Source organism: Micromonospora sp. NPDC023633 (genome assembly GCF_040640035.1).
Taxonomy (GTDB): domain Bacteria; phylum Actinomycetota; class Actinomycetes; order Mycobacteriales; family Micromonosporaceae; genus Micromonospora.
The window spans coordinates 1-18,947 of the sequence record NZ_JBFABB010000040.1; the positions used below are offsets into that span (position 1 = coordinate 1).

Consider the following 18,947-nt stretch of genomic DNA (forward strand, 5'->3'; position numbering starts at 1 on the left):
GCGAGGAACTCCTCGGCCCGCGCGGCCGGGTCCCCACCGTCGGCGGGGCGCCACTGCCAGCGGGCCCGCTCGACGAGCGTGCGGCGGCAGCCGGGCGGCGCCGCCGGCACCCGGACCCCTAGCCCTGGAAGCGTTTCCACGCCGTCCGGCCCATCGCCCCTCATCCGTTCAGTGGATTTCGGAAAAACCATGCGCGTACCTGCTCGATGCCGGCCGCTTTCGCTTGGTACTGTGCGTCACTGGTCATGTGAACCATGACACAGTGCCCCCACAGTCCGGAGATCCCGATGTGCCAGCACCAACCCACCTGCCCCTCCGCCGAAGCGACCGACCGGGAAGCCGCCCGGGTCCTCGCCTGCTTCCCTGAGCAGGGCTGGAGCCTGCTCTGCAACGGTGTCATCGTCTTCGAGGACACCGGCGAACTGCTCCCCGACGGCAGCAGCATCGCCCCGCACCGCGGCCCCGCCCGACACGCCCTCGTCGCCTGACCTGTCACGCTCCGTCACACACGTCAGACGCGTCGATCCAGGCTAGTCCCCCGGTCGGGACACCCCCCCGCCCAGGTCGGCGCACCGCCGGGGCGGCACCACGACCGCCCCGGCGTCACGCGACGTCAGCTCTCGAACGCCTCCGGCGCCGGGCAGGAACACACCAGGTTCCGGTCGCCGTACGCGCCGTCGATGCGCCGCACCGGCGGCCAGTACTTGCCGGCCCGGTCCACCCCGCCCGGGTACGCGCCCACCGACCGCGGGTACGGGTGCGGCCACTCGTCCGCGGACACCATCGCCGCCGTGTGCGGGGCGTTGGCGAGCGGGTTGTCGCCGGCCGGCCACTCCCCCGACCCCACCCTGTCGATCTCCGCCCGGATGGCAATCATCGCGTCGCAGAACCGGTCCAGCTCGGCCAGGTCCTCGCTCTCGGTGGGCTCCACCATCAGCGTCCCCGCCACCGGGAACGACATCGTCGGCGCGTGGAACCCGTAGTCGATCAGCCGCTTCGCCACGTCGTCCACGCTCACCCCGGTCGCCTTCGTCAGCGGCCGCAGGTCCAGGATGCACTCGTGCGCCACCAGGCCCTTGTTGCCCGCGTACAGCACCGGGAAGTGCCCACGAAGCCGCGCCGCCACGTAGTTCGCCGCCAGCACCGCCACCCCGGTCGCCCGGACCAGCCCCGCCGCGCCCATCATCCGCAGGTACGCCCACGGGATCGGCAGGATCCCCGCCGACCCGTAGCGGGCCGCCGAGATCGCCGGCCGGCCGTCGACGTGCGCGCCCAGCGGGTCGCCCGGCAGGAACGGCGCCAGGTGCGCCCGCACCGCCACCGGACCCACCCCCGGACCGCCGCCACCGTGCGGGATGCAGAACGTCTTGTGCAGGTTCAGGTGCGACACGTCCGCCCCGAACTTCCCCGGCTTGGCGAACCCGACCAGCGCGTTGAGGTTCGCCCCGTCGACGTACACCTGACCGCCGGCATCGTGGACCTTCGCGCACAGCGACGCGATGCCCGTCTCGTACACCCCGTGCGTCGACGGATACGTCACCATGATCGACGCGAGGGCGTCCCGGTGCTTGTCGATCTTCGCGTCGAGGTCCACCAGGTCGATGTTGCCCCCGTCGTCGCAGCCCACCACGACGACCCGCATGCCGGCCATCACCGCGCTGGCCGCGTTGGTGCCGTGCGCCGACGACGGGATCAGGCACACGTCCCGGTGCCCCTCGCCCCGGTCGCGGTGGTAGGCCCGGATCGCCAGCAGACCCGCCAGCTCACCCTGCGAACCGGCGTTGGGCTGCACGCTGACCGCGTCGTAGCCGGTCACCTCCGCCAGCCACCCCTCCAGCTGCGAGATCATCTCCCGGTAGCCGGAGGTCTGCGCGTCCGGCGCCAACGGGTGCACGTGGGCGAACTCCGGCCAGCTCACCGGCTCCATCTCGGTGGTGGCGTTGAGCTTCATCGTGCACGACCCGAGCGGGATCATCCCCCGGTCCAGGGCGTAGTCGAAGTCCGACAGCCGCCGCAGGTAGCGCAGCATCGCCGTCTCCGAGTGGTGACTGCGGAACACCGCGTGGGTGAGGAAGTCCGACGTGCGGGCCAACGCCGCCGGCAACGCGCCCTCGACCGGCGCGTCCGTCACGGCCACCGGCCGCCCGCCCACGGTGGCCCCGAACGCGTCGCACACCTTCCGCAGGTGCGACACGGTCGTCGTCTCGTCGCAGGACACCCCCACGTGGTCGGCGTCGACCAGCCGCAGGTTCACGCCCCGGGCGGCGGCGTCGGCGACGACCGCCTCGGCGCCACCGGGAACCCGCACCAGGACGGTGTCGAAGAACGCCTCGTGCACCACCTCGACGCCGTCCACACCCCCCAGCGCCGCCGCCAGCCGGGCCGCCATGTCGTGGGTACGGCGGGCGATGCCGCGCAGCCCCTCCGGACCGTGGTAGACGGCGTACATGCCGGCCATCACGGCCAGCAGCACCTGCGCGGTGCAGATGTTGCTGGTCGCCTTCTCCCGCCGGATGTGCTGCTCACGCGTCTGCAACGCCAGCCGGTACGCCGGGTTGCCGTCCGCGTCACGCGACACCCCGACCAGCCGGCCGGGAAGCATCCGCTCCAGCCCCGCCCGTACCGCCAGGTAGCCGGCGTGCGGACCCCCGAAGCCCATCGGCACGCCGAAGCGCTGGGTGGTGCCGGCGGCGATGTCGGCGCCGATCTCCCCCGGCGCCCGCAGCAGCGTCAGGGCCAGCAGGTCCGCCGCCACGGTGACCAACGCCCCGACGGCGTGCGCCGCCTCGACCAGACCCGCCTGGTCGCGCACCGCCCCGGACGCCCCCGGGTACTGCAGGTGCAGACCGAAGAACTCCGCCGGCAGCTCGTCGCGCCCGGTGTCGACGATCCGCACGTCGATGCCGAGCGGCTCGGCCCGGCTGGTGATCACCGCGATGGTCTGCGGCAGGGTGTCGGCGTCGACCACGTACACCGGGCTCCTGCTCTTCGACGCGCGGCGGGCGAGGGTCATCGCCTCGGCCGCGGCGGTGCCCTCGTCGAGCATCGACGCGTTCGCGGTGGCCAAACCGGTCAGGTCGGTGACCATGGTCTGGAAGTTCAGCAGCGCCTCCAGCCGCCCCTGGCTGATCTCCGGCTGGTACGGCGTGTACGCCGTGTACCAGGCCGGGTCCTCCAGCACGTTGCGGCGGATCACCGCCGGGGTGTGCGTGCCGTGGTAGCCCAGACCGATCATCGACACCACGACGGTGTTACGGGCCGCCAGGGCCCGCAGCTCGGCGAGGGCGTCGTGCTCGCTGGCCGGCTCCGGCAGGTCCAGGGTGCCGTGCCAGCGGATCACCTCGGGGATCGCCGCGTCCATCAGCTCCTCGATCGAGCCGTAGCCGACGGCCTCCAGCATCCGGCGCTCGTCGTCCGGATCCGGGCCGATGTGGCGGGCGGCGAACTGCTCTGCGGTCATGGGCGGCGCTCCCGGGGGGCGAGGTCGACAGGTCGGCCTCCCCCTCTGTCGCGCCCGCGAGGCGCTCCACAGTGCCTGCCCACGAGGTCCTTTTGCCTGAGAGGTTCCGGGGAGGATTTGCCCCTTCGGCGCCGCCCTGGATGCTGCTGGGCGGTCTCTCCCACGTGGGTGCTGCCGGCATGGTCAACGCTACCAGCGCCGCCCCGCCCACCGGAGGTCGGCCGCTACCGGCCCACGCCCGTCAACCCCGCCGCCACCGCACCCGGGTCGGCACCACCGCCCGCCCGGTCGGCCAGCGCCGGCAGCAGCCGGCCCAGCGGCGCGTCGACGGTCAACGCCGCGTACCCGTCGCCCCGGGTCGGCCCCTGGTTGACGATCACCACCGGGACGCCCAGCTTCGCCGCGCGCAGCACGAACCGGCGACCCGACATCACCGTCAACGACGACCCCAGCACCAGCAGCAGCCGCGCCCGGCCCACCAGGTCGAAACAGCGCGCCACCCGGGGCGCCGGCACCGTCTCACCGAAGAACACCACGTCCGGCTTCAGCATGCCGCCGCGGCAGAACGTGCAGTCGACCGTACGGAACGCCGCCACCTCGTCGTCGGCGAGATCCACGTCACCATCCGGGTTGACCGCAGCGACCCGCGCGTCGAACCCCGGATTCGCCTCCCGCAGCCGCCGGTCCAACTCCTCCCGGGACGTCTGGTTGCCGCAGTCCAGGCACACCACCTCGTCGAGGCGGCCGTGCAGCTCCACCACCCCCGCGCTGCCCGCGGCCGTGTGCAGCCCGTCCACGTTCTGCGTGATGATCCCGTCGACCAGCCCACCGCGTTGCAGCCGCGCCACCGCCCGGTGCCCCTCGTTCGGGGCCGCCCGCGCGATCACCCGCCACCCCAGGTGACTACGCGCCCAGTAGCGGCGCCGCGCCTGCGCGTCGCGCGTGAACACCTGGTACGTCATCGGGGTGTGCCGCCGCGCCGCGCCACTGGGCCCCCGGTAGTCCGGGATGCCCGACTCGGTGGACAGGCCCGCCCCGCTCAACACCACGACACCCCCGCCGGCCACCAGGCCAGCCAGCGCGTCGACCGTCTCCGTCACCCGTCCATGCTGCCTCAGGCAGCCGCCCCGCAGCGAACACCCGGGCACCCACGGCCCCCGCCGACCGGCCGCGCCGCACCGCGACGACGGCTAGGTTGACGGTATGCGCGTCGTCATCGCCGGAGGACACGGCAAGATCGCCCAGCTGACCCACCGCGAACTCGCCGGACGCGGCGACACCGCCGTCGGCCTGATCCGCAACCCCGACCACGCCGCCGCGCTGCGCGCCGCCGGCGCCCACCCCGTCGTGGCCGACCTCGAACACGTCGGCGTCGACGAACTCGCCGCGCACCTCCACGACGCCGACGCCGTCCTCTTCGCCGCCGGCGCCGGCCCCGGCAGCGGCGCCGCCCGCAAGGACACCGTCGACCGGGCCGCCGCCGTCCTGCTCGCCGACGCCGCGCAACGCGCCAACGTCCGCCGCTACCTGCTGCTGTCGTCGGTGGGCGTGCAGGACGAACCACCCGCCGGCACCGACGAGGTGTTCGCCGCGTACCTGCGGGCCAAGAAGGCCGCCGAGGACGACCTCACCGGCCGCGACCTCGACTGGACGATCCTGCGCCCCGGCCGGCTCACCGACGACCCACCCACCGGGCGGATCACCCTCGCCCGGCACGCACCCCCCGGCGCCGTGACCCGCACCGACGTCGCCCGGGTGCTGGTCGCCCTGCTCTACCACCCGCACAGCGCCGGCGCGATCCTGGAAGTCGTCGGCGGCGACACCCCCATCGCCGACGCCGTCGCCGCCGTCGACCGGCGCTGACCCGACGCCGCTACTCGCCGACGACGGCCCGCAGCTGCGCGCTGACCGCCCCGGCCGCCGCCGCGTCGGCCCGCAACTGCTCCGACTGCTCCGACAGGTACGCCTGCCACCGGCTCAGGTGCTGCTGCGCCGTCGCCACCGCCGCCACCAACGCCGCCTGCCGGCCCTCCAGCTCCCGCACCTGCCGCGGCAACTCCTCGCCCCCCGCCGAACCGGCCACACCCCCGGCCAACACGTGCGCCTCCGCGATGATCTCCTCGGCCTGCCGCCGCGCGTCGGCGATGATCTCCGCGCCCTCCGCGCTGGCCTCACTGATCGTCCGGTTCGCCTCGTCCTGCGCCCGCACCGCCAACTCGATCACCATCGGGTCCGGGCCCTGCGGCGCCGTGCTGGGCAACGCGCCGTGGCGCAACATCTCCACCTGCCGCGCCAGAGCCTCGTTCTCCCGCCGCAGCCGGTCCACCTCACCACCCAGCAACGCCACCCGCTCGTCCGCCGAGCGGACCAGGCCGGCGACCTGGTCGGCCGACAGCCACCGGCTGCCCCGGAACCGGCGCGCCTCCAACGCGGCCACAGCCCGGGTGAGCTCACCGTGCGGGTCGGCGACCACCCGGTCGCCGTGGTCAATGCTCATCGCGTACCCGTCCAACTCAAGTCACGGGGTGCGGCGGGAGCCGCACCTGTCCAAGTCAAATCGGACGGCGCGGCGGCAGCCGCGCTCGCCAGAGGCGGATAGAGGGAGTGATCGTAGCTTTCGGTCAGGATCCGCTCCGGCGCCACACCCGACGCGGCGAGGGCGCTGATCGTCTCCCGGGTCATCTCCGGGCTGCCACACACGAGCACCTCGGTGTCCCGCCACGGACCCAACCGCGCCGCGGTGTGACCGGCCGTACCGATCGCACCCTGCCACTGCCAGCCGCTCTCCACCGTCGGCACGTACCGGAGCCACCCACCGACCTCACCGGAGCGCCACGAACCCGCCGGAGGCATCCCCGCCAACTCCCGCAACGCCCGGTCGTCATACAGGTCGTCGGGCGTCTTGCCGCCCACCACCAGAGTCGTCGGACGCCCCGGCCCCTGCTGCAACGCCTCCACCACCGCCCGCAACGGCGCCAGCCCGGTGCCCCCGGCCACCAGCAGCAACGGCAGATGCGGCGACCGGTCGTACGACGCCAACGCCTCACCCACCGGCAAACCCAACAGCAACTGGTCGCCCTCGCGCACCCTGCGCACCAGATGGGTGGAGAACCGTCCCGTGGCGCGCACGTGGAACTCGATCGTCCCGTCCGGACGTGGCGCGTTCGCCGGCGACAGATAGCGCCACGTCCGCAGCTGCGGCACCTGCACCGGCAACGACTGCCCCGGCAGGTACTCGCACAGGTAGTTCGGGCGGACCGTGAACACACACACGTCGGACCGCCGCCGCTGCACCCTGAGCACCTCCGCCTCCCAGTACGGCGGCGACGTCCGCACCGCCTCCGCCGCACCGGTCAGCATCAACCGCGCCACCAACTCGTACGCCGCGGCCCACTCCGCGCGCAACGCCGGCGTCCACCGTGGCCCGAGGAACCGCTCCAACGTCAACAGCAACGCCTGCCCGACCTGGCTGTAGTGCCACTCCGCCATCGGCACCGGCCGACCCTGCCGGTCCTCCCCCCGGAACCGGCGGTGGTCAGCCCCCAACCGCTGCGCAAACGACGTCACCACCCGCTCGTCGTCGATGTGAGTGATCACGTGCCCCAACGCCGCGAGCAGCTTGTCCTGCTGATACTCCATGTTGGTCGGGAACATCGTGCGGACCTCGGGCGCGATCACGAACAACGTCGCGTAGAAGTGCTTCGCCGCCTCCGGACCAGCCACGCAGAACTGAGCCCAACTGTGGCGTAACGCCGCGACATCCATGCCTCAGCCCTCCTGCCAGCGAGCGACGTCATGACGCTGCCGCAGGGTCGGCTGCGTCACGCCCGACGTTCCGTACGCACGGTCCGCCTGCCACAGGTTCGGGTTCGGGATCCCCTCGTCGTAGTAGCGGTGGTGCACGGCATGCAACGCCGCCCACCCCACACTGCCGTTGAGCCACGACCAGTCACCATGCACCGGCCGACCCGCCCGCTCCTCGAACTCACAGAACCTCATGAACTGCTCCGATTCGGTGTGCGGATCCGACACCCGCACACCAGCCAGCCGGAACGAGTGCAACACCGCCTGATTGATCACCAACACGGCGTGCTCGCGCCACAGATTGTCCTCGCGGGAGGTGTCCAACCCCAGCCCCCGGGCCACCGGCAGCAACTGGTCGTAGCGGCCCCGGTCACCCATGTTGCGGGTACCGATCTCGTCACTCAGATAGTGACCGTTGAAGGGAGCACAGCTGTAGTCCACCCCACCGATCCGCAAGCGCATGTTGCTGATCACCGGCAGGGCATGCCAGCGCAGCCGCAGATCCTCGAACCACGGATAGTCCGGATGCACCAGGGCGACCTCCCGAACGAGGTCCCGGGACACCTCCACCACCGTCGGATCCTCGTACGCCGTCTCGATCACCCATGGCAACAGGTCGAACCGGCCCGGTACCGCCGGCGGACGCCACCCCAGACCCCGCGCCGCCTCGGTCATCGCCACCTGCGCCGGATCACCCCACACCGACCCGTCGTCCAGTCGATGCCCGCAGTACCGGATCAACTGGTCGTTCCAGATCCGCGCCCGCGGACCCACCCCCGGCCGGTCGGGCGCGAACACCGTCATCACCGACTGGATCCGCCCACCGTTGTCCGCCACCGCCAGGTGCTGCGCCAACTCCTGCGAGATGCCCGCCACCGTCGTCACCCCGCGCCGGTCCCGGACCTTCAACCCTGCCCACCGGACCCGCCCCACGCAACGCACCGACTGCCGCCAGGCGACCTTCGCCCCGTACGCCAACTCCTCCGTGGTGTGCCGGTACGTGCCGGTCAGCGCGATTTCCTGCCGGACCTCCGCGATCCGCCCGATCAGGCCCGGCAGCCGCCGCTCCGCGTGGTAGAGCTGCAGGAACTCGACGGCCTCCGCCGCGACGTCCTCCACCAGAGGTTCCTGCGGCCGGGAGGCATGAGCCACCGGACAGCCCGAGGCGTTGCCGTCCACGGCACGCTCACCGGCACCCAAGACCATTGGGTCGACGTGATAGTCAGTCTGCACTCTCGTCTAAATCCGATCGTCGGGCAGGCGTCGCCGCCGCCTTCTGCGTCGTCCCGTACAGGTTCGCCGAAACAACCCGGCACATCACCGAGGGTGATATGCGCGCAGAAGATCGCGAACGCCGCACACAGGATTCACGCAGACGCAATGACTGTCAACAAGGCGACTCGTCCCCAACGCGTCCACTGTCGGCATTTGCCTCCGAGCAGGCCACACTGGACATCGCCGCAGCGGCTCCTGGATCCCCCGGCCAGCCGCCGGAGATCAACCGGCCCGGCGCCGCGCCCGACGCGCCGCCAACTCGTCACCCACCGGATCCGCCGCCACCGGCGGCTCCGCCGGCGTCGCCGGCTCCGACGGCAGGTGCGACAGAGAACCCTGGATCTCCTTGAACGCCCCACCGATCGCGATGCCGAACACGCCCTGGCCACCCTGCAACAGGTCGACCACCTCCTCCGGCGACCGGCACTCATACACGGTCGTGCCATCGGAGATCAACGTGATGCCCGCCAGGTCCGCCACCCCACGCGAGCGCAGCGCCTCGATCGCCTTCCGGATGTTCTGCAACGACACCCCGGCGTCCAGCAGCCGCTTCACCACCTTCAGGACCACCAGGTCCCGGAACGAATACAACCGCTGCGTGCCCGAACCCGAAGCGTCGCGCACACTCGGCACCACCAACCCGGTACGGGCCCAGTAATCCAACTGACGGTAGCTGATCCCCACCGCGTGGCAGGCCGTCACGCCCCGGTACCCCACGGCACCGTCACCCTCGGTAGCCCAACCCGGCGGCGCCACACCCGGCTCGTCCAGCTCCGTACCCGGATCGGGATCTCGCGGCTCGTGCATCCGGACAACCTCCCCGCCAGTGCGGTGACACGTCGTTTCCGGGACGTGCACCCCTCGACAACGGCAACCCTATAGCCGCCTTCAGGAATTGCCCCGCAGGAACCGTCGCGACACGCCGCGCCACGACAAACGAAGATCACCCACAGCACCGGAACATCACCGAACGTGACACCCCCGGGCGAAGACCGGAATCAGCCGGCGAAGTCCTCCGGACGCACCTGGTCCAGGAACTCGCGGAACTTCTCCACCTCGTCCTCCTGCTCGTCCGGGATCACGATCCCCGCCTCGCTGAGGACCTCCTCGGCACAACGAATCGGCGCACCGACCCGCAACGCCAACGCGATGGAATCACTCGGCCGGGCCGACACCCGCACCCCGTCCCCCAGCAACAGATCCGCGTAGAAGACGTTCTCCTTCAACTCGGTGATCTCCACCGCCCGCAACGGCGCCTTCAACGCCGCCAACACGTCCCGCAGAAGATCATGGGTCAGCGGCCGGGCCGGCTTGACCCCCTGCTGCTCATAGGCGATCGCCGTCGCCTCGACCGCACCGATCCAGATCGGCAGATAGCGGTCCCCCTCGACCTCCCTGAGCAGGACGATCGGCTGGTTGCTGGGCAGCTCCACCCGAACTCCGACCACGCTCAGCTCGCGCACCGCCGCCTCCGTGTCGTTGTCACCTACGCCGCACCGCGCCCTTCCCTGCACGGTACACGGACCGCGACACGGCCGTCCCATGCGCTACCCGCACACGCCCGCGCCAGAAAGGGGTTACCCCGGCAAGCCTACGACACGCTTCCCGGGGAAGATCTTTCCGCACGGCCCCCGCCGGATCACCGACCCAACGTCGACCGCAACCCCACCCGCACCAACGCCGCATGCAACTGCTGCGACAGCGCCACCAACTCCCGCGCCGTCTCCGCCGCCCGCGCCCGCGCCGCAGGATCACTCTGCCGCGCCAACGGCGCCACCAACTGCGCGAACAGACCGACCTCCCGATCCGCCGCCGTCCGAAAGGCCCGCAGGTGCCGCGGCTCCAACCCGTACGCCGCCAGACCCGCCACCGCCCGCGCGATGATCAACGCGTCGCCGTCGTACCAACCCGGCGGATCCGACACCACCACACCGAGCCGCTCCAACTCGCCCAGCGTCGACTCGTCGATCCCGCTGCGCGCCACCAGATCCGTCCGGCCGAGCCGCACCTGCGGCGACCCGGCCGGCTCCTCCGGCGCCCGCCCCGGAACCTCACCGTCCGGACCCACCGCCACCAACGTCGGCCGCTGCCGACCCGGCGACTCCCCGGACGCGTCCCACTGCGCCAACTGGTCACGGATCACCCGCAAAGGCAGGTACTGGTCCCGCTGCGCGGTCAGCACGAACCGCAACCGCGCCACATCGTCCCAGCTGTACTTCCGGTAACCCGCCGCCGTCCGCTGCGGCTCCACCAGACCCTCGGCCTCGAGGAACCGCAACTTCGAAATGGTCACGTCCGGGAAATCGACCCGCAGCTGACCCAGCACCTCACCGATGCTCATCAACGGTCGGGCGCGGGCCGCCTCGGGCGGCGTGGAGGCCGCAGGCTCGTTCACCCCCGGCCGGCCCCCTCCTCGGGACGCGGACCGGCGATGAACACCACCCGGAACTTGCCGATCTGCACCTCGTCACCATTGCTCAACGTGGCCGCCTCGACCCGCTCCCGGTTCACGTACGTGCCGTTCAGGCTCCCCACGTCCCGCACCGTGAACGTCCCACCGTCACGGTGGAACTCGGCGTGCCGCCGCGACACCGTCACGTCGTCGAGGAAGATGTCACTGTCCGGGTGCCGACCGCTCGTCGTCACATCGTGATCCAACAGGAACCGGGCACCCGCGTTCGGACCCCGGCGAACCACCAGCAGCGCCATACCCGGCGGCAACGAACCGGACATCCGGCTCGGCACCACATCGGTGTCCGGCCCCTCCAGCACTTCGTCGAGCGAACCGAGATTGAGCGTCGAAGTGACGTCGAGTGGGGGGAACTCGTCGTCTGGGCGCGTCATGGGACCACCTCACGGATCTGTTCGGTCGGCGTCGGGTAATGGCGGGTCTGGCCGCCGGGCACTCCAACACCCGGCGGCTGGCTCCCCGTGCCCGGAAAGGCAATTCCGCAACGCTGAACTATTGGTTCTCGGTCGACTGGGCGAGCCTAGCCAGCGCCGAAATGCAGGGCAACCGGACGCGCGGAACACCCGCCGCGCCCGGAGGGGACGCACTCAGCTCTCGGTGAGCTCACGATACGCGTCCGCGGACAGCAGGCCGTCGACCGCCGCCGGATCGTCCGGGGTGATCTCCAGCAACCAACCCGCACCGTACGGATCGGTGTTGATCACCTCAGGGGTGTCGCCGAGCGCCTCGTTGCGCGCCGCCACCGTACCGCTGAGCGGCGCGTAGATCTCCGACACACTCTTGGTCGACTCGATCTCACCCAGCGACTCACCGGCCGCCACCACCGCACCCGCCTCGGGCAGCTGGACGTACACGATGTCACCCAGGGCGTCCTGCGCGAAGTGCGTGATGCCGACCCGGACAGTGCCGCCGCCGTCACCCGCCACCCACTCGTGCTCGGCGGTATACCGCAGATCCTCAGGAATCACCAGACGCGTCCTTCATCCATCGGCGCACCGGAAACCCGGTGCGAGCCGCGCCGGTCAGGAGACCGGACGGGCGTGTTCCAGCTTGATCGGCGCGTGCAGCGCCGAAACCTCGGCAGCCTCACGATCCTCGACGATCAACTTACCGCCGTCACCCGTCACCGACGCCACCACCCCGCCAGGAATGTTCAAGGCCGTACGCATCGTCGCCGGATCACCGATCACCGTGATCGTGAACGGACCCGTCAACCGACGCCCGTCCACCACCAACGACCCGCCCTCCCCGTCCAGGAAGAACGTCGACGCGATGATCCGCACCGTCGCCCGGTCACCACCGGAGATCTGCATCGCCTCCGCGCCCGCGCCCCGCAGCTCCTGCACCGCGTCCAGCACCCGCGACGCCGAGATCGGCTTCTCACCCGCCTCGAACCGCACCGACAGCCCCGGCCCCGTCGCCGGCAACGTCCCCGCCAGGATGCCCAGTTCGTCGGCCCGCCGCGTCGCCTCCTCCAACGCCGCCTGCCGCCCCTGCTGACCCGAACGCAACTGCCGCTGGCTCTCCTCCAGCGTCGCAATGTCCTGCCGCAGCCGGACCTCCCGCGAGTTCAGGTCGTACAGGATCCGGACCAGGTCCTCCTGCCGCGTCGCCGCCACCGTCGGATCCGTCGACGTCGTCTTGAGCTGCACCACCAGCGTGAACCCCAGCAACGCCAGCAGCGCCGCGATCATCACCCCGGCCGAGCTCACCCGCCGCCGCGGCGTCCCGCCGCCCCCGGACACCGGCCGCGTGACCGCACCCCCGGACACCGCCGGCGTAACGCCACCCGCACCGGCGGCGCGGCTCAGATCCACCGTCTCGCCGTCGTCGGGCTCCCGCACGGCAGGCTCCCGCGCCGGTGGCTCCACCGGCGGCGCGGACCGCTCCGGCGCCAACGGGCTCAACTCGTCCGGATCCGGCGCGTCCGGCCGCGGATCGGGCTCCCCCGCCGGACCCGCCGGCCGCCCCGGACCCGCCGGCTGCGGCCAACCCGTGCCCGTCTCCGTGTGCTCGTCGCTGCTCATCGCCACCAACCTACGCCCGGAACAGGTGCCGACGGATCGCCGCCACGTTTCCGAAGATCCGCACCCCGAGCACGACCACCACGCCGGTGGAGAGCTGACCGCCCACCCCCAACTGGTCGCCCAGATACACGATCAGACCCGCCACCAGCACGTTCGAAATGAACGACACCACGAACTGCTTGTCATCGAAGATCCGGTCGAGCTTCGCCCGCACCCCGCCGAACACCGCGTCCAGCGCGGCCACCACCGCGATCGGCAGGTACGGCTGCAACGCCGTGGGCACCGTGGGGTCGAGCCACACCCCGAGGACCACACCGGCGAGCAACGCCAGCACCGCGATCATCGACCACCTCCGGAGGGGCTGGGAGACGTCCTCGAACCGGCCGGCCCAGGACTGACGGAACCGTCGGCCCCCGACGGCGACGGCGTCGGGCTCACCGAGGGCTTCGCGTAGCGTAGCCGCGGGTCCGGAGCGGCCGGCAGGGTGAGGTCCTCGGCCTCGCGCACCCCGAACGACAACCCGGTGCCCTCGGCCACCTTCCGCATCGTCAACGCGCTGCGGCTGTCCTCGTACCGGTCCCGCATCGACCCCGGCCCGATCGCCGACACCTCGTACGGCCCGGTCACCGGCCGGAAGTCCACCAGGATCGCCTGCCCCGCCGAGCGGATCGTCGACATCGCCGTCAACCGCTGACCGTTGATCGAGATCGCCTCCGCCCCCGCCGCCCACAGGTCGTTGGCCACACCCTGCAGATCGCTGTAGATCACCCGGGGCGGACCCACGTCCGCACCGGTCACCGCGTCCGGATTCTGCGGCGCGTCCGCCAGGCGCACCACCACGCCGTCACCGCGCACCGGCCCCAGGCCGGTGCCCGCCTCCAGGTTGTGCAGCCGCGCAGCCTCCGAGCCACCCAGCGCCGCCGCCCGCTGCCGCGCCACCTCCGCCCGCAGCTCGTCGGCCCGCACCGACAACCGGTCGGTCTCGCTCTCCCGCTGCTTGATCTGCTCGACCAGGCCCGAGCGGGCCTGGCTGCGCCCCGGCTCGGCCTCCAGCGTCTGCCGGTACGCCACCGCGAACAGGAAACCCAGCAGCAGCACCACCACGAGGCTGACCGAGCGCGCCGACCAGCGCCACCACCGCGGGGCCGGCGCCTGCCGCTCCCGACGCCGGGCCGCCGCGTCGGCGTACCCGGGATCCAGCGGGTTGCGGAACAGCTCGGTGAGGAAGTCCGGGGCGTACACCCGGTCGGCGCGTCCCCGCCCGTCGCCCGGCGTACCCGTCATGCCGGCGCTCCCCCGGCCCGTACCGCCCTGACCAGCCGGCTGGCCTGCACGACGTAGAGCGCGCCGGCCACCCAGTAGAGCACCAGGCCCCACCAGGCCAGGCCCCAGCCGATCGCCCCCGCCACGGTCGCGGCGCCCGGCACCGCCGCGGCGAGCAGCAGGACCGGGAAGGCGGCCAGCAGCAGGAAGGTCGCGGTCTTGCCGACGTAGTGCACCGGCGGCGGGCCGTACCCGTACCGGCGCAGCACCGCCAGCGAACCGAGCAGGAGCAGTTCCCGGGCCAGCAACGCCGCGGTGAACTGCCAGGGCACCACGTCCCGCGCGGTGAAGGCGAGCAGGGTGGCGAGGATGTAGAGCCGGTCCGCGAGCGGGTCGAGCAGCTCCCCCAGCCGGCTGACCTGGCGCATGCGGCGTGCGACCCAGCCGTCCACCCAGTCCGTGGTGCCGCCGACGGCCAGCACCACGAGCGCGGCCACGTCGGCGTGCGCGACGAGCAGCAGGTAGAGGAAGAGCGGCACGCCGAGCAACCGGACGAAGCTGATGACGTTCGGCAGCGTGACGACCCGGTCGCCCACGGCCGACCCGCTCGTGCCGGCGGTGACCTCCGGGTGCTCTTCCCGAGCCGGCGGACGCGACACCGAACCTCCTCCGCGACACGCTCCGCCGCCCGGCCGAGGACGGGCGGCGCGGAGAACGTGGCCGCTGTCGGGCCGGCTGACGCCGGCGTCCCCTGCGGTCCCCGTACGGGACCTTCGCCTGACACGGCCCCCGATCGTGACGATCACGGGCCGGCTGATCGCGCTGCCACTATATCGGGCTCCCGCTGCCCGCCCCGGGCTCAGGCTTCTTCGCCTGTCAGCGGTTGGCTGTCGTGTCGTGACGCGTCACCACGCCTAGGGCATCCTAGGACACTAGTGGGACGGTTTCGGGATGGCGCGGATGAAGGGGAACCCGCCCGTCAGGCGGTGCGGGTCGAGGAGTCGGCCGGCGACTCGACCGGCGCGGCGGCGGCCGCGCGCTCGAAGGCCACCAGCGCCAGCAGCAGCTCGTGCTGGGCCCGACCGGGCATCCGGTCCAGCACGGCCTGCACCGCACGGTGCCGGCGCTCCTGCAGCTCGCGCAGCAACGTCTCGGCGGCGGGGGTCGGCACCAGCCGCACCTCCCGCCGGTCGCGGGGGTCAGGCACCCGGCGCAGCAGCCCGACGGCCTCCAACCGGTCACAGAGCCGGCTCGCCGAGGACGGTACGACGTCCAGCAACTCGGCCAGCCCGTTGACGTTGGTCTCCGGCCGGCCGCTGATCAGCGACAGCACCCGCAGCTGGGTCGGCGAGACGGCCATCTGGTGCCGGGACACCGCCGAGTCGAGCACACCGACGAGCGCCTCGGCGGCGGCGCCGACCGCCGCGGCGAGATTCGGAGGTCGCTCCACCCGGTGTCCCCTGCGATCGTCCCGCTCGTGCCCTGCCGTGGCGACGACGGCTCTCACCCGTCGCCCCGCCCGGCGGGGCCACGCCAGTCCAGGCAGACGACGACCGCGTCGTCGCGCAGGTCGGCATCCGCGTGCCAGGCGTGCAGTTCGCGCATCACCGTACCAACTGACTCCGCCGGCGGCTGCAGCCGTGTGGACCGCATCGCCCGCGCCATCGCCCGCTCGCCGTACGCCCCGCGGTCACCGGGGTCGGCGGCCCACACCCCGTCGCTGACCACGAACAGCCGGTCCCCCGGTTCCAGATCGAACTCCTGGACGTCGTAGCGGGCCTCGGCGAACATGCCCAGCGGCAGCTGCTGCTCGAGGTCGATGGGCGTCACCGTGCCGCCGCGCAGCCGCAGCAGGTGCGGGGAGCCGGCGTCCACCGCCCGCACCCGGCCGGTGACGGTGTCCAGTTCGAGCAGCAGCGTGGCCACGTAGCGGCGGCCGCGGTGCTGGTAGAAGACCGTGTCGGAGGCCAACTCGGCCTGCTCGACGAGGCCGCCCCCGGAACGCCGGGCGTTGCGCAGCGCGTTCACGGTGACGGCGGTCAGCAGCGACGCCGCCAGCCCGATGCCGGTGCCGTTGAGCACCGTCACCGTGAGCCGGTCGTCGTCCACGGACCAGTCGAAGTGGTCCCCGCCGACCGTGTACGCCGGCTCCAGCTGGCCGGCGAGCTCGAACGCCGCGTGGCTCACGCCGCGTCCCGGCAGCAGCTCCCACTGCATCTCCGCGGCCATGCTGAGCCGCTCCCGCCGGCGGATCCGGCGGTACCGGTCGGTCTCCCGGTCCGCCGCGCGCAGCACGACGGACAACTCACCGGCGATGTCCGCGGCCCGCTCGACGACGTCCGGGCCGACCGGGCCGGGCAGCTCGACCAGGAGCACGCCCAGCCGCTCCCCCCACACCGACAGCGGCAGGTAGAGCCGGCACGGACCCTCGTCGTCGGCGTCGGTCACCGGCTGCTGGCTGCTGAAGCAGCGCTGCGCCACGGTGTGGCAGGCGAGGAAGCCGCCGTCGGCGAGATCGGTGTCCAGCACCGGCCAGAGCCCGGTGATCCGGTAGTCGGCGATGAACACGTCCGTCCGGCAGGCGCCGAGCGCGGACCGGATGGCCCGGTCCGCCGCCTCCACCACCCGGTCGGGCGGAGCCGCACGAAGCGCACGCGAGACCTGGCCCGGTGCCTCCAACATGATCACCCTCCGGAAGCTTGCCGTAGGGCAAGCATCATACGGATGCCCCTCCCCCGTCCTCCGGGCGGGCGGGCGTAGGAAGCGCCGTCGCGGCGGGGCGTACGCACGGCGCGGGGCGCCGACGTCGCCTCGGGCGGCGCCGGCGCTGGCCGGGGTGCTGCGGTGGACGGTCGGTCAGGCCGACGAGCGGACGGCGAGCCCGCCGTGGAAGGCGTCCGGCACCTGCGCCGGCGGGCCGTCCGGACGCCACCGGTTGATCGGGACGATGCCGTCCCCGGTGGGCGTCCAGCGGCCCAGCAGCCGGGCGAACGCGGCCGGCGGGCGCATCCGGAACGCCGGCCCCATCAGCGCGAGGGCCTCCGGGAAAGCGGCCAGTTCCTCGGTGTCGAAGTCGACGGCGAGCAGGCTGCCCGGCGCGGTGGCCTCGTAGAGCTCGTCGAGGGTGCGCGCCAACGTCTCGTCGTCCAGGAACGCGGCCAGGCCGAGGAAGACCACGCCGACCGGTCTCCTGCCCCACCCCGGCACGAACCGGTGCAGCTGCGCGCGGTCGACCGTGCCGACGTCGGTGGCGTCGCCGTAGCCGTAGCCGGCCCGGTCGCTGCCGGCCAGCAGGCGCTGGCCGAGGCGGATGGCGACCGGGTCGACGTCGGTGTAGAGCACCGTGGCCTCCGGGGCGACCTCGTGCACGTTGCCCATGGTGGGCACCCCGGCGCCGAAGACGAGGAAGCTGTCCACCCCTTGCGCGACCATCGCCCGGACCGTCCGGCCGAGAAAGGCGCGCAGCTCGCGGAAGACCGGCGCGCACGGCCCGTACGCCTGCTCAAAGGCGTGGGCGGCAGCGACGTCGACCGGGAAGTGGTGCTCCCCGCCGAGCCAGAAATCGATCATTCGCGCGGTGCTCGGCTGGTCCGGCTCAACCATCGACGACGCTCCCTCCCCGGTGGGCGTGGACAGCGTACCCACCGGTCGGGCTGCGCGGTATCGGCCCGCCGACAGGCGGCCGGCCGCGATACTGGCCGGGAACCGGCAGGAGGTGGGCGGTGAACTCGGCGAACGGCGCGGCGGTGGTCGTCGGCGTGGACGGCTCGGAATCGGCGCTGCGCGCCGTGCGGCTCGCCGCCGTCGAGGCGGCCCGCCGACACCGGCCGCTGCGGATCGTGCACGGCTTCATCTGGCCCCTGCTGCACGTGCCGGTCAGCGCGCCCGCCGGCGGCCCACCCGGCGCCGGCCTGCGGCACCAGGCGGAGCAGGTCGTCGCCGCCGCGACGGACGAAGCCGAGGCGACGGTGCCCGGGCTGCGGATCTCCGGCGAGATCATCGACGGCGAGGCCGCCGCGGTGCTGCTCGGCGAGTCGCCGTCCGCCGCGATGATCGTGCTCGGCGACCGGGGGCTCGGCGGCTTCTCCGCCCTGGTGGTCGGGTCCGTCGCGGTGCAGGTCGCCGCGTACGCCGACTGCCCGGTGCTGGTCGCCCGGGGCACCGACCATCCCGGCGGGCCCGTGGTCGTCGGCGTGGACGGCTCCGAGACGGCGCGGCTCGCCGCGGAGTTCGCCATCGAGGAGGCGTCGGTGCGCGGCGCGCCGCTGGTCGCGGTGCACGCCTACCGGCATCCGACCTCCACCGGCCCCGGGGACATGCGACCACTGGTGTACGACGACACCGAGCTGCGCTCCGAGGAGGAGCGGGTGGTCGCCGAGTCGCTGGCCGGGCTGACAAAGCGGTGGCCGGACGTGCCGGTCAGCCGGGAGACCACCCGGGGCCGCCCCACCACCGTGCTCGCCGAGGCGTCCCGGCGGGCCCAGCTGCTGGTGGTCGGCCGGCAGGGGCGCGGCGAGCTGACCGGGCTGCTGCTGGGCTCGGTGAGCCAGTCGCTGCTGCACCACGCCGACTGCCCGGTCGCGGTGATCCGCGCGCCGCGCTGAACCGGTCGCGGGGTTGGTCCCGGCGCAGGCGGGTAGACGACCGC

Annotated in this window: 20 protein-coding genes, 1 pseudogene and 1 riboswitch; of the genes and pseudogenes, 3 read left to right on the forward strand and 18 right to left on the reverse strand. The window is 72.6% G+C overall.

Annotation, left to right across the window (positions count from 1 at the left end; all coding sequences use genetic code 11):
- Positions 1 to 191: pseudogene (locus AB0G13_RS14755) on the reverse strand (anthranilate synthase component I family protein); the annotation flags it as partial.
- 96 nt (positions 192 to 287) lie between these two features.
- On the opposite strand from AB0G13_RS14755, the gene AB0G13_RS14760 reads away from it, so the two are divergent.
- Positions 288 to 488: a DUF5999 family protein gene (locus tag AB0G13_RS14760; protein WP_089000314.1), complete on the forward strand. Its 201-nt coding sequence runs from the start codon at positions 288 to 290 to the stop codon at positions 486 to 488.
- A gap of 125 nt (positions 489 to 613) precedes the next feature.
- Here AB0G13_RS14760 and gcvP read toward each other — a convergent pair whose 3' ends face one another.
- Together gcvP and AB0G13_RS14770 are read right to left on the reverse strand one after the other, a co-directional pair.
- On the reverse strand, positions 614 to 3,460 hold the full coding sequence (gene gcvP, locus AB0G13_RS14765; RefSeq protein ID WP_357873931.1) for an aminomethyl-transferring glycine dehydrogenase: 2,847 nt from the start codon (positions 3,458 to 3,460) through the stop codon (positions 614 to 616).
- Between the two features lie 74 nt (positions 3,461 to 3,534).
- Positions 3,535 to 3,633: riboswitch (glycine riboswitch) on the reverse strand.
- A 51-nt stretch (positions 3,634 to 3,684) separates the two neighbouring features.
- A complete protein-coding gene (locus tag AB0G13_RS14770) occupies positions 3,685 to 4,560 on the reverse strand; it encodes an NAD-dependent protein deacetylase (RefSeq protein ID WP_357873934.1) in 876 nt (291 codons plus the stop codon).
- Positions 4,561 to 4,663: 103 nt separating this feature from the next.
- Between AB0G13_RS14770 and AB0G13_RS14775 the strand changes: the two genes are divergently transcribed.
- Complete coding sequence (locus AB0G13_RS14775; RefSeq protein WP_357873937.1) at positions 4,664 to 5,323, forward strand: NAD(P)H-binding protein; 660 nt, start codon at positions 4,664 to 4,666, stop codon at positions 5,321 to 5,323.
- Positions 5,324 to 5,333: 10 nt separating this feature from the next.
- Here the strand turns inward: AB0G13_RS14775 and AB0G13_RS14780 are convergent, their stop codons facing one another.
- The 15 genes from AB0G13_RS14780 to AB0G13_RS14850 all read right to left on the reverse strand — a co-directional run bounded on the left by AB0G13_RS14780 (position 5,334) and on the right by AB0G13_RS14850 (position 17,902).
- The gene (locus AB0G13_RS14780) at positions 5,334 to 5,957 is read right to left on the reverse strand and encodes a hypothetical protein (RefSeq protein ID WP_357873940.1); all 624 of its coding nucleotides are present in this window, start codon (positions 5,955 to 5,957) and stop codon (positions 5,334 to 5,336) included.
- The gene (locus tag AB0G13_RS14785; protein WP_357873943.1) at positions 5,954 to 7,225 is read right to left on the reverse strand and encodes a globin domain-containing protein; all 1,272 of its coding nucleotides are present in this window, start codon (positions 7,223 to 7,225) and stop codon (positions 5,954 to 5,956) included. The genes AB0G13_RS14780 and AB0G13_RS14785 overlap by 4 nt, the downstream gene beginning before the upstream one ends.
- A 3-nt stretch (positions 7,226 to 7,228) precedes the next feature.
- Entirely contained in the window at positions 7,229 to 8,443 is a 1,215-nt protein-coding gene (locus AB0G13_RS14790; RefSeq protein ID WP_357874048.1) for a nitric oxide synthase oxygenase, read from the reverse strand.
- A gap of 318 nt (positions 8,444 to 8,761) precedes the next feature.
- Entirely contained in the window at positions 8,762 to 9,346 is a 585-nt protein-coding gene (locus tag AB0G13_RS14795; protein WP_357873946.1) for a MerR family transcriptional regulator, read from the reverse strand.
- A gap of 191 nt (positions 9,347 to 9,537) precedes the next feature.
- Positions 9,538 to 10,002 (reverse strand): bifunctional nuclease family protein, encoded by a 465-nt coding sequence (locus AB0G13_RS14800; protein WP_101409915.1) that lies wholly within the window; start codon positions 10,000 to 10,002, stop codon positions 9,538 to 9,540.
- 176 nt (positions 10,003 to 10,178) lie between these two features.
- On the reverse strand, positions 10,179 to 10,880 hold the full coding sequence (locus AB0G13_RS14805; RefSeq protein ID WP_357874051.1) for a MerR family transcriptional regulator: 702 nt from the start codon (positions 10,878 to 10,880) through the stop codon (positions 10,179 to 10,181).
- A 50-nt stretch (positions 10,881 to 10,930) separates the two neighbouring features.
- A complete protein-coding gene (locus tag AB0G13_RS14810) occupies positions 10,931 to 11,383 on the reverse strand; it encodes an FHA domain-containing protein (RefSeq protein ID WP_089000305.1) in 453 nt (150 codons plus the stop codon).
- A 213-nt stretch (positions 11,384 to 11,596) separates the two neighbouring features.
- Positions 11,597 to 11,977, reverse strand: coding sequence for a glycine cleavage system protein GcvH (gcvH, locus tag AB0G13_RS14815; protein ID WP_357873949.1), 381 nt, complete (start codon positions 11,975 to 11,977; stop codon positions 11,597 to 11,599).
- A 54-nt stretch (positions 11,978 to 12,031) separates the two neighbouring features.
- Positions 12,032 to 13,036, reverse strand: coding sequence for a DUF881 domain-containing protein (locus AB0G13_RS14820; protein WP_357873953.1), 1,005 nt, complete (start codon positions 13,034 to 13,036; stop codon positions 12,032 to 12,034).
- Positions 13,037 to 13,046: 10 nt separating this feature from the next.
- The gene (locus AB0G13_RS14825; RefSeq protein ID WP_089000302.1) at positions 13,047 to 13,379 is read right to left on the reverse strand and encodes a small basic family protein; all 333 of its coding nucleotides are present in this window, start codon (positions 13,377 to 13,379) and stop codon (positions 13,047 to 13,049) included.
- Positions 13,376 to 14,320, reverse strand: a complete 945-nt coding sequence (locus AB0G13_RS14830; RefSeq protein WP_357873956.1) for a DUF881 domain-containing protein — start codon at positions 14,318 to 14,320, stop codon at positions 13,376 to 13,378. Before AB0G13_RS14830 ends, AB0G13_RS14825 begins: the two co-directional genes overlap by 4 nt.
- A complete protein-coding gene (locus AB0G13_RS14835) occupies positions 14,317 to 14,895 on the reverse strand; it encodes a CDP-alcohol phosphatidyltransferase family protein (protein ID WP_357874053.1) in 579 nt (192 codons plus the stop codon). Before AB0G13_RS14835 ends, AB0G13_RS14830 begins: the two co-directional genes overlap by 4 nt.
- A 383-nt stretch (positions 14,896 to 15,278) precedes the next feature.
- On the reverse strand, positions 15,279 to 15,749 hold the full coding sequence (locus AB0G13_RS14840; protein WP_357873957.1) for a MarR family transcriptional regulator: 471 nt from the start codon (positions 15,747 to 15,749) through the stop codon (positions 15,279 to 15,281).
- A gap of 53 nt (positions 15,750 to 15,802) precedes the next feature.
- Entirely contained in the window at positions 15,803 to 16,981 is a 1,179-nt protein-coding gene (locus AB0G13_RS14845) for a PP2C family protein-serine/threonine phosphatase (RefSeq protein ID WP_357873959.1), read from the reverse strand.
- A gap of 174 nt (positions 16,982 to 17,155) precedes the next feature.
- Entirely contained in the window at positions 17,156 to 17,902 is a 747-nt protein-coding gene (locus AB0G13_RS14850) for an SAM-dependent methyltransferase (RefSeq protein WP_357873962.1), read from the reverse strand.
- A 119-nt stretch (positions 17,903 to 18,021) separates the two neighbouring features.
- Between AB0G13_RS14850 and AB0G13_RS14855 the strand changes: the two genes are divergently transcribed.
- Positions 18,022 to 18,903, forward strand: coding sequence for a universal stress protein (locus AB0G13_RS14855; protein WP_357873965.1), 882 nt, complete (start codon positions 18,022 to 18,024; stop codon positions 18,901 to 18,903).
- Positions 18,904 to 18,947 lie beyond the last annotated feature (44 nt).

What these genes read in the sequence shown, in the direction of transcription:
- AB0G13_RS14760 (WP_089000314.1), top strand. Translation starts at nt 288, where the DNA reads ATGTGCCAGCACCAACCCACCTGCCCCTCCGCCGAAGCGACCGACCGG.
- gcvP (WP_357873931.1), bottom strand. Translation starts at nt 3,460, where the DNA reads ATGACCGCAGAGCAGTTCGCCGCCCGCCACATCGGCCCGGATCCGGAC.
- AB0G13_RS14775 (WP_357873937.1), top strand. Translation starts at nt 4,664, where the DNA reads ATGCGCGTCGTCATCGCCGGAGGACACGGCAAGATCGCCCAGCTGACC.
- AB0G13_RS14780 (WP_357873940.1), bottom strand. Translation starts at nt 5,957, where the DNA reads ATGAGCATTGACCACGGCGACCGGGTGGTCGCCGACCCGCACGGTGAG.
- AB0G13_RS14785 (WP_357873943.1), bottom strand. Translation starts at nt 7,225, where the DNA reads ATGGATGTCGCGGCGTTACGCCACAGTTGGGCTCAGTTCTGCGTGGCT.
- AB0G13_RS14795 (WP_357873946.1), bottom strand. Translation starts at nt 9,346, where the DNA reads ATGCACGAGCCGCGAGATCCCGATCCGGGTACGGAGCTGGACGAGCCG.
- AB0G13_RS14805 (WP_357874051.1), bottom strand. Translation starts at nt 10,880, where the DNA reads ATGAGCATCGGTGAGGTGCTGGGTCAGCTGCGGGTCGATTTCCCGGAC.
- AB0G13_RS14810 (WP_089000305.1), bottom strand. Translation starts at nt 11,383, where the DNA reads ATGACGCGCCCAGACGACGAGTTCCCCCCACTCGACGTCACTTCGACG.
- AB0G13_RS14820 (WP_357873953.1), bottom strand. Translation starts at nt 13,036, where the DNA reads ATGAGCAGCGACGAGCACACGGAGACGGGCACGGGTTGGCCGCAGCCG.
- AB0G13_RS14825 (WP_089000302.1), bottom strand. Translation starts at nt 13,379, where the DNA reads ATGATCGCGGTGCTGGCGTTGCTCGCCGGTGTGGTCCTCGGGGTGTGG.
- AB0G13_RS14830 (WP_357873956.1), bottom strand. Translation starts at nt 14,320, where the DNA reads ATGACGGGTACGCCGGGCGACGGGCGGGGACGCGCCGACCGGGTGTAC.
- AB0G13_RS14845 (WP_357873959.1), bottom strand. Translation starts at nt 16,981, where the DNA reads ATGTTGGAGGCACCGGGCCAGGTCTCGCGTGCGCTTCGTGCGGCTCCG.
- AB0G13_RS14850 (WP_357873962.1), bottom strand. Translation starts at nt 17,902, where the DNA reads ATGGTTGAGCCGGACCAGCCGAGCACCGCGCGAATGATCGATTTCTGG.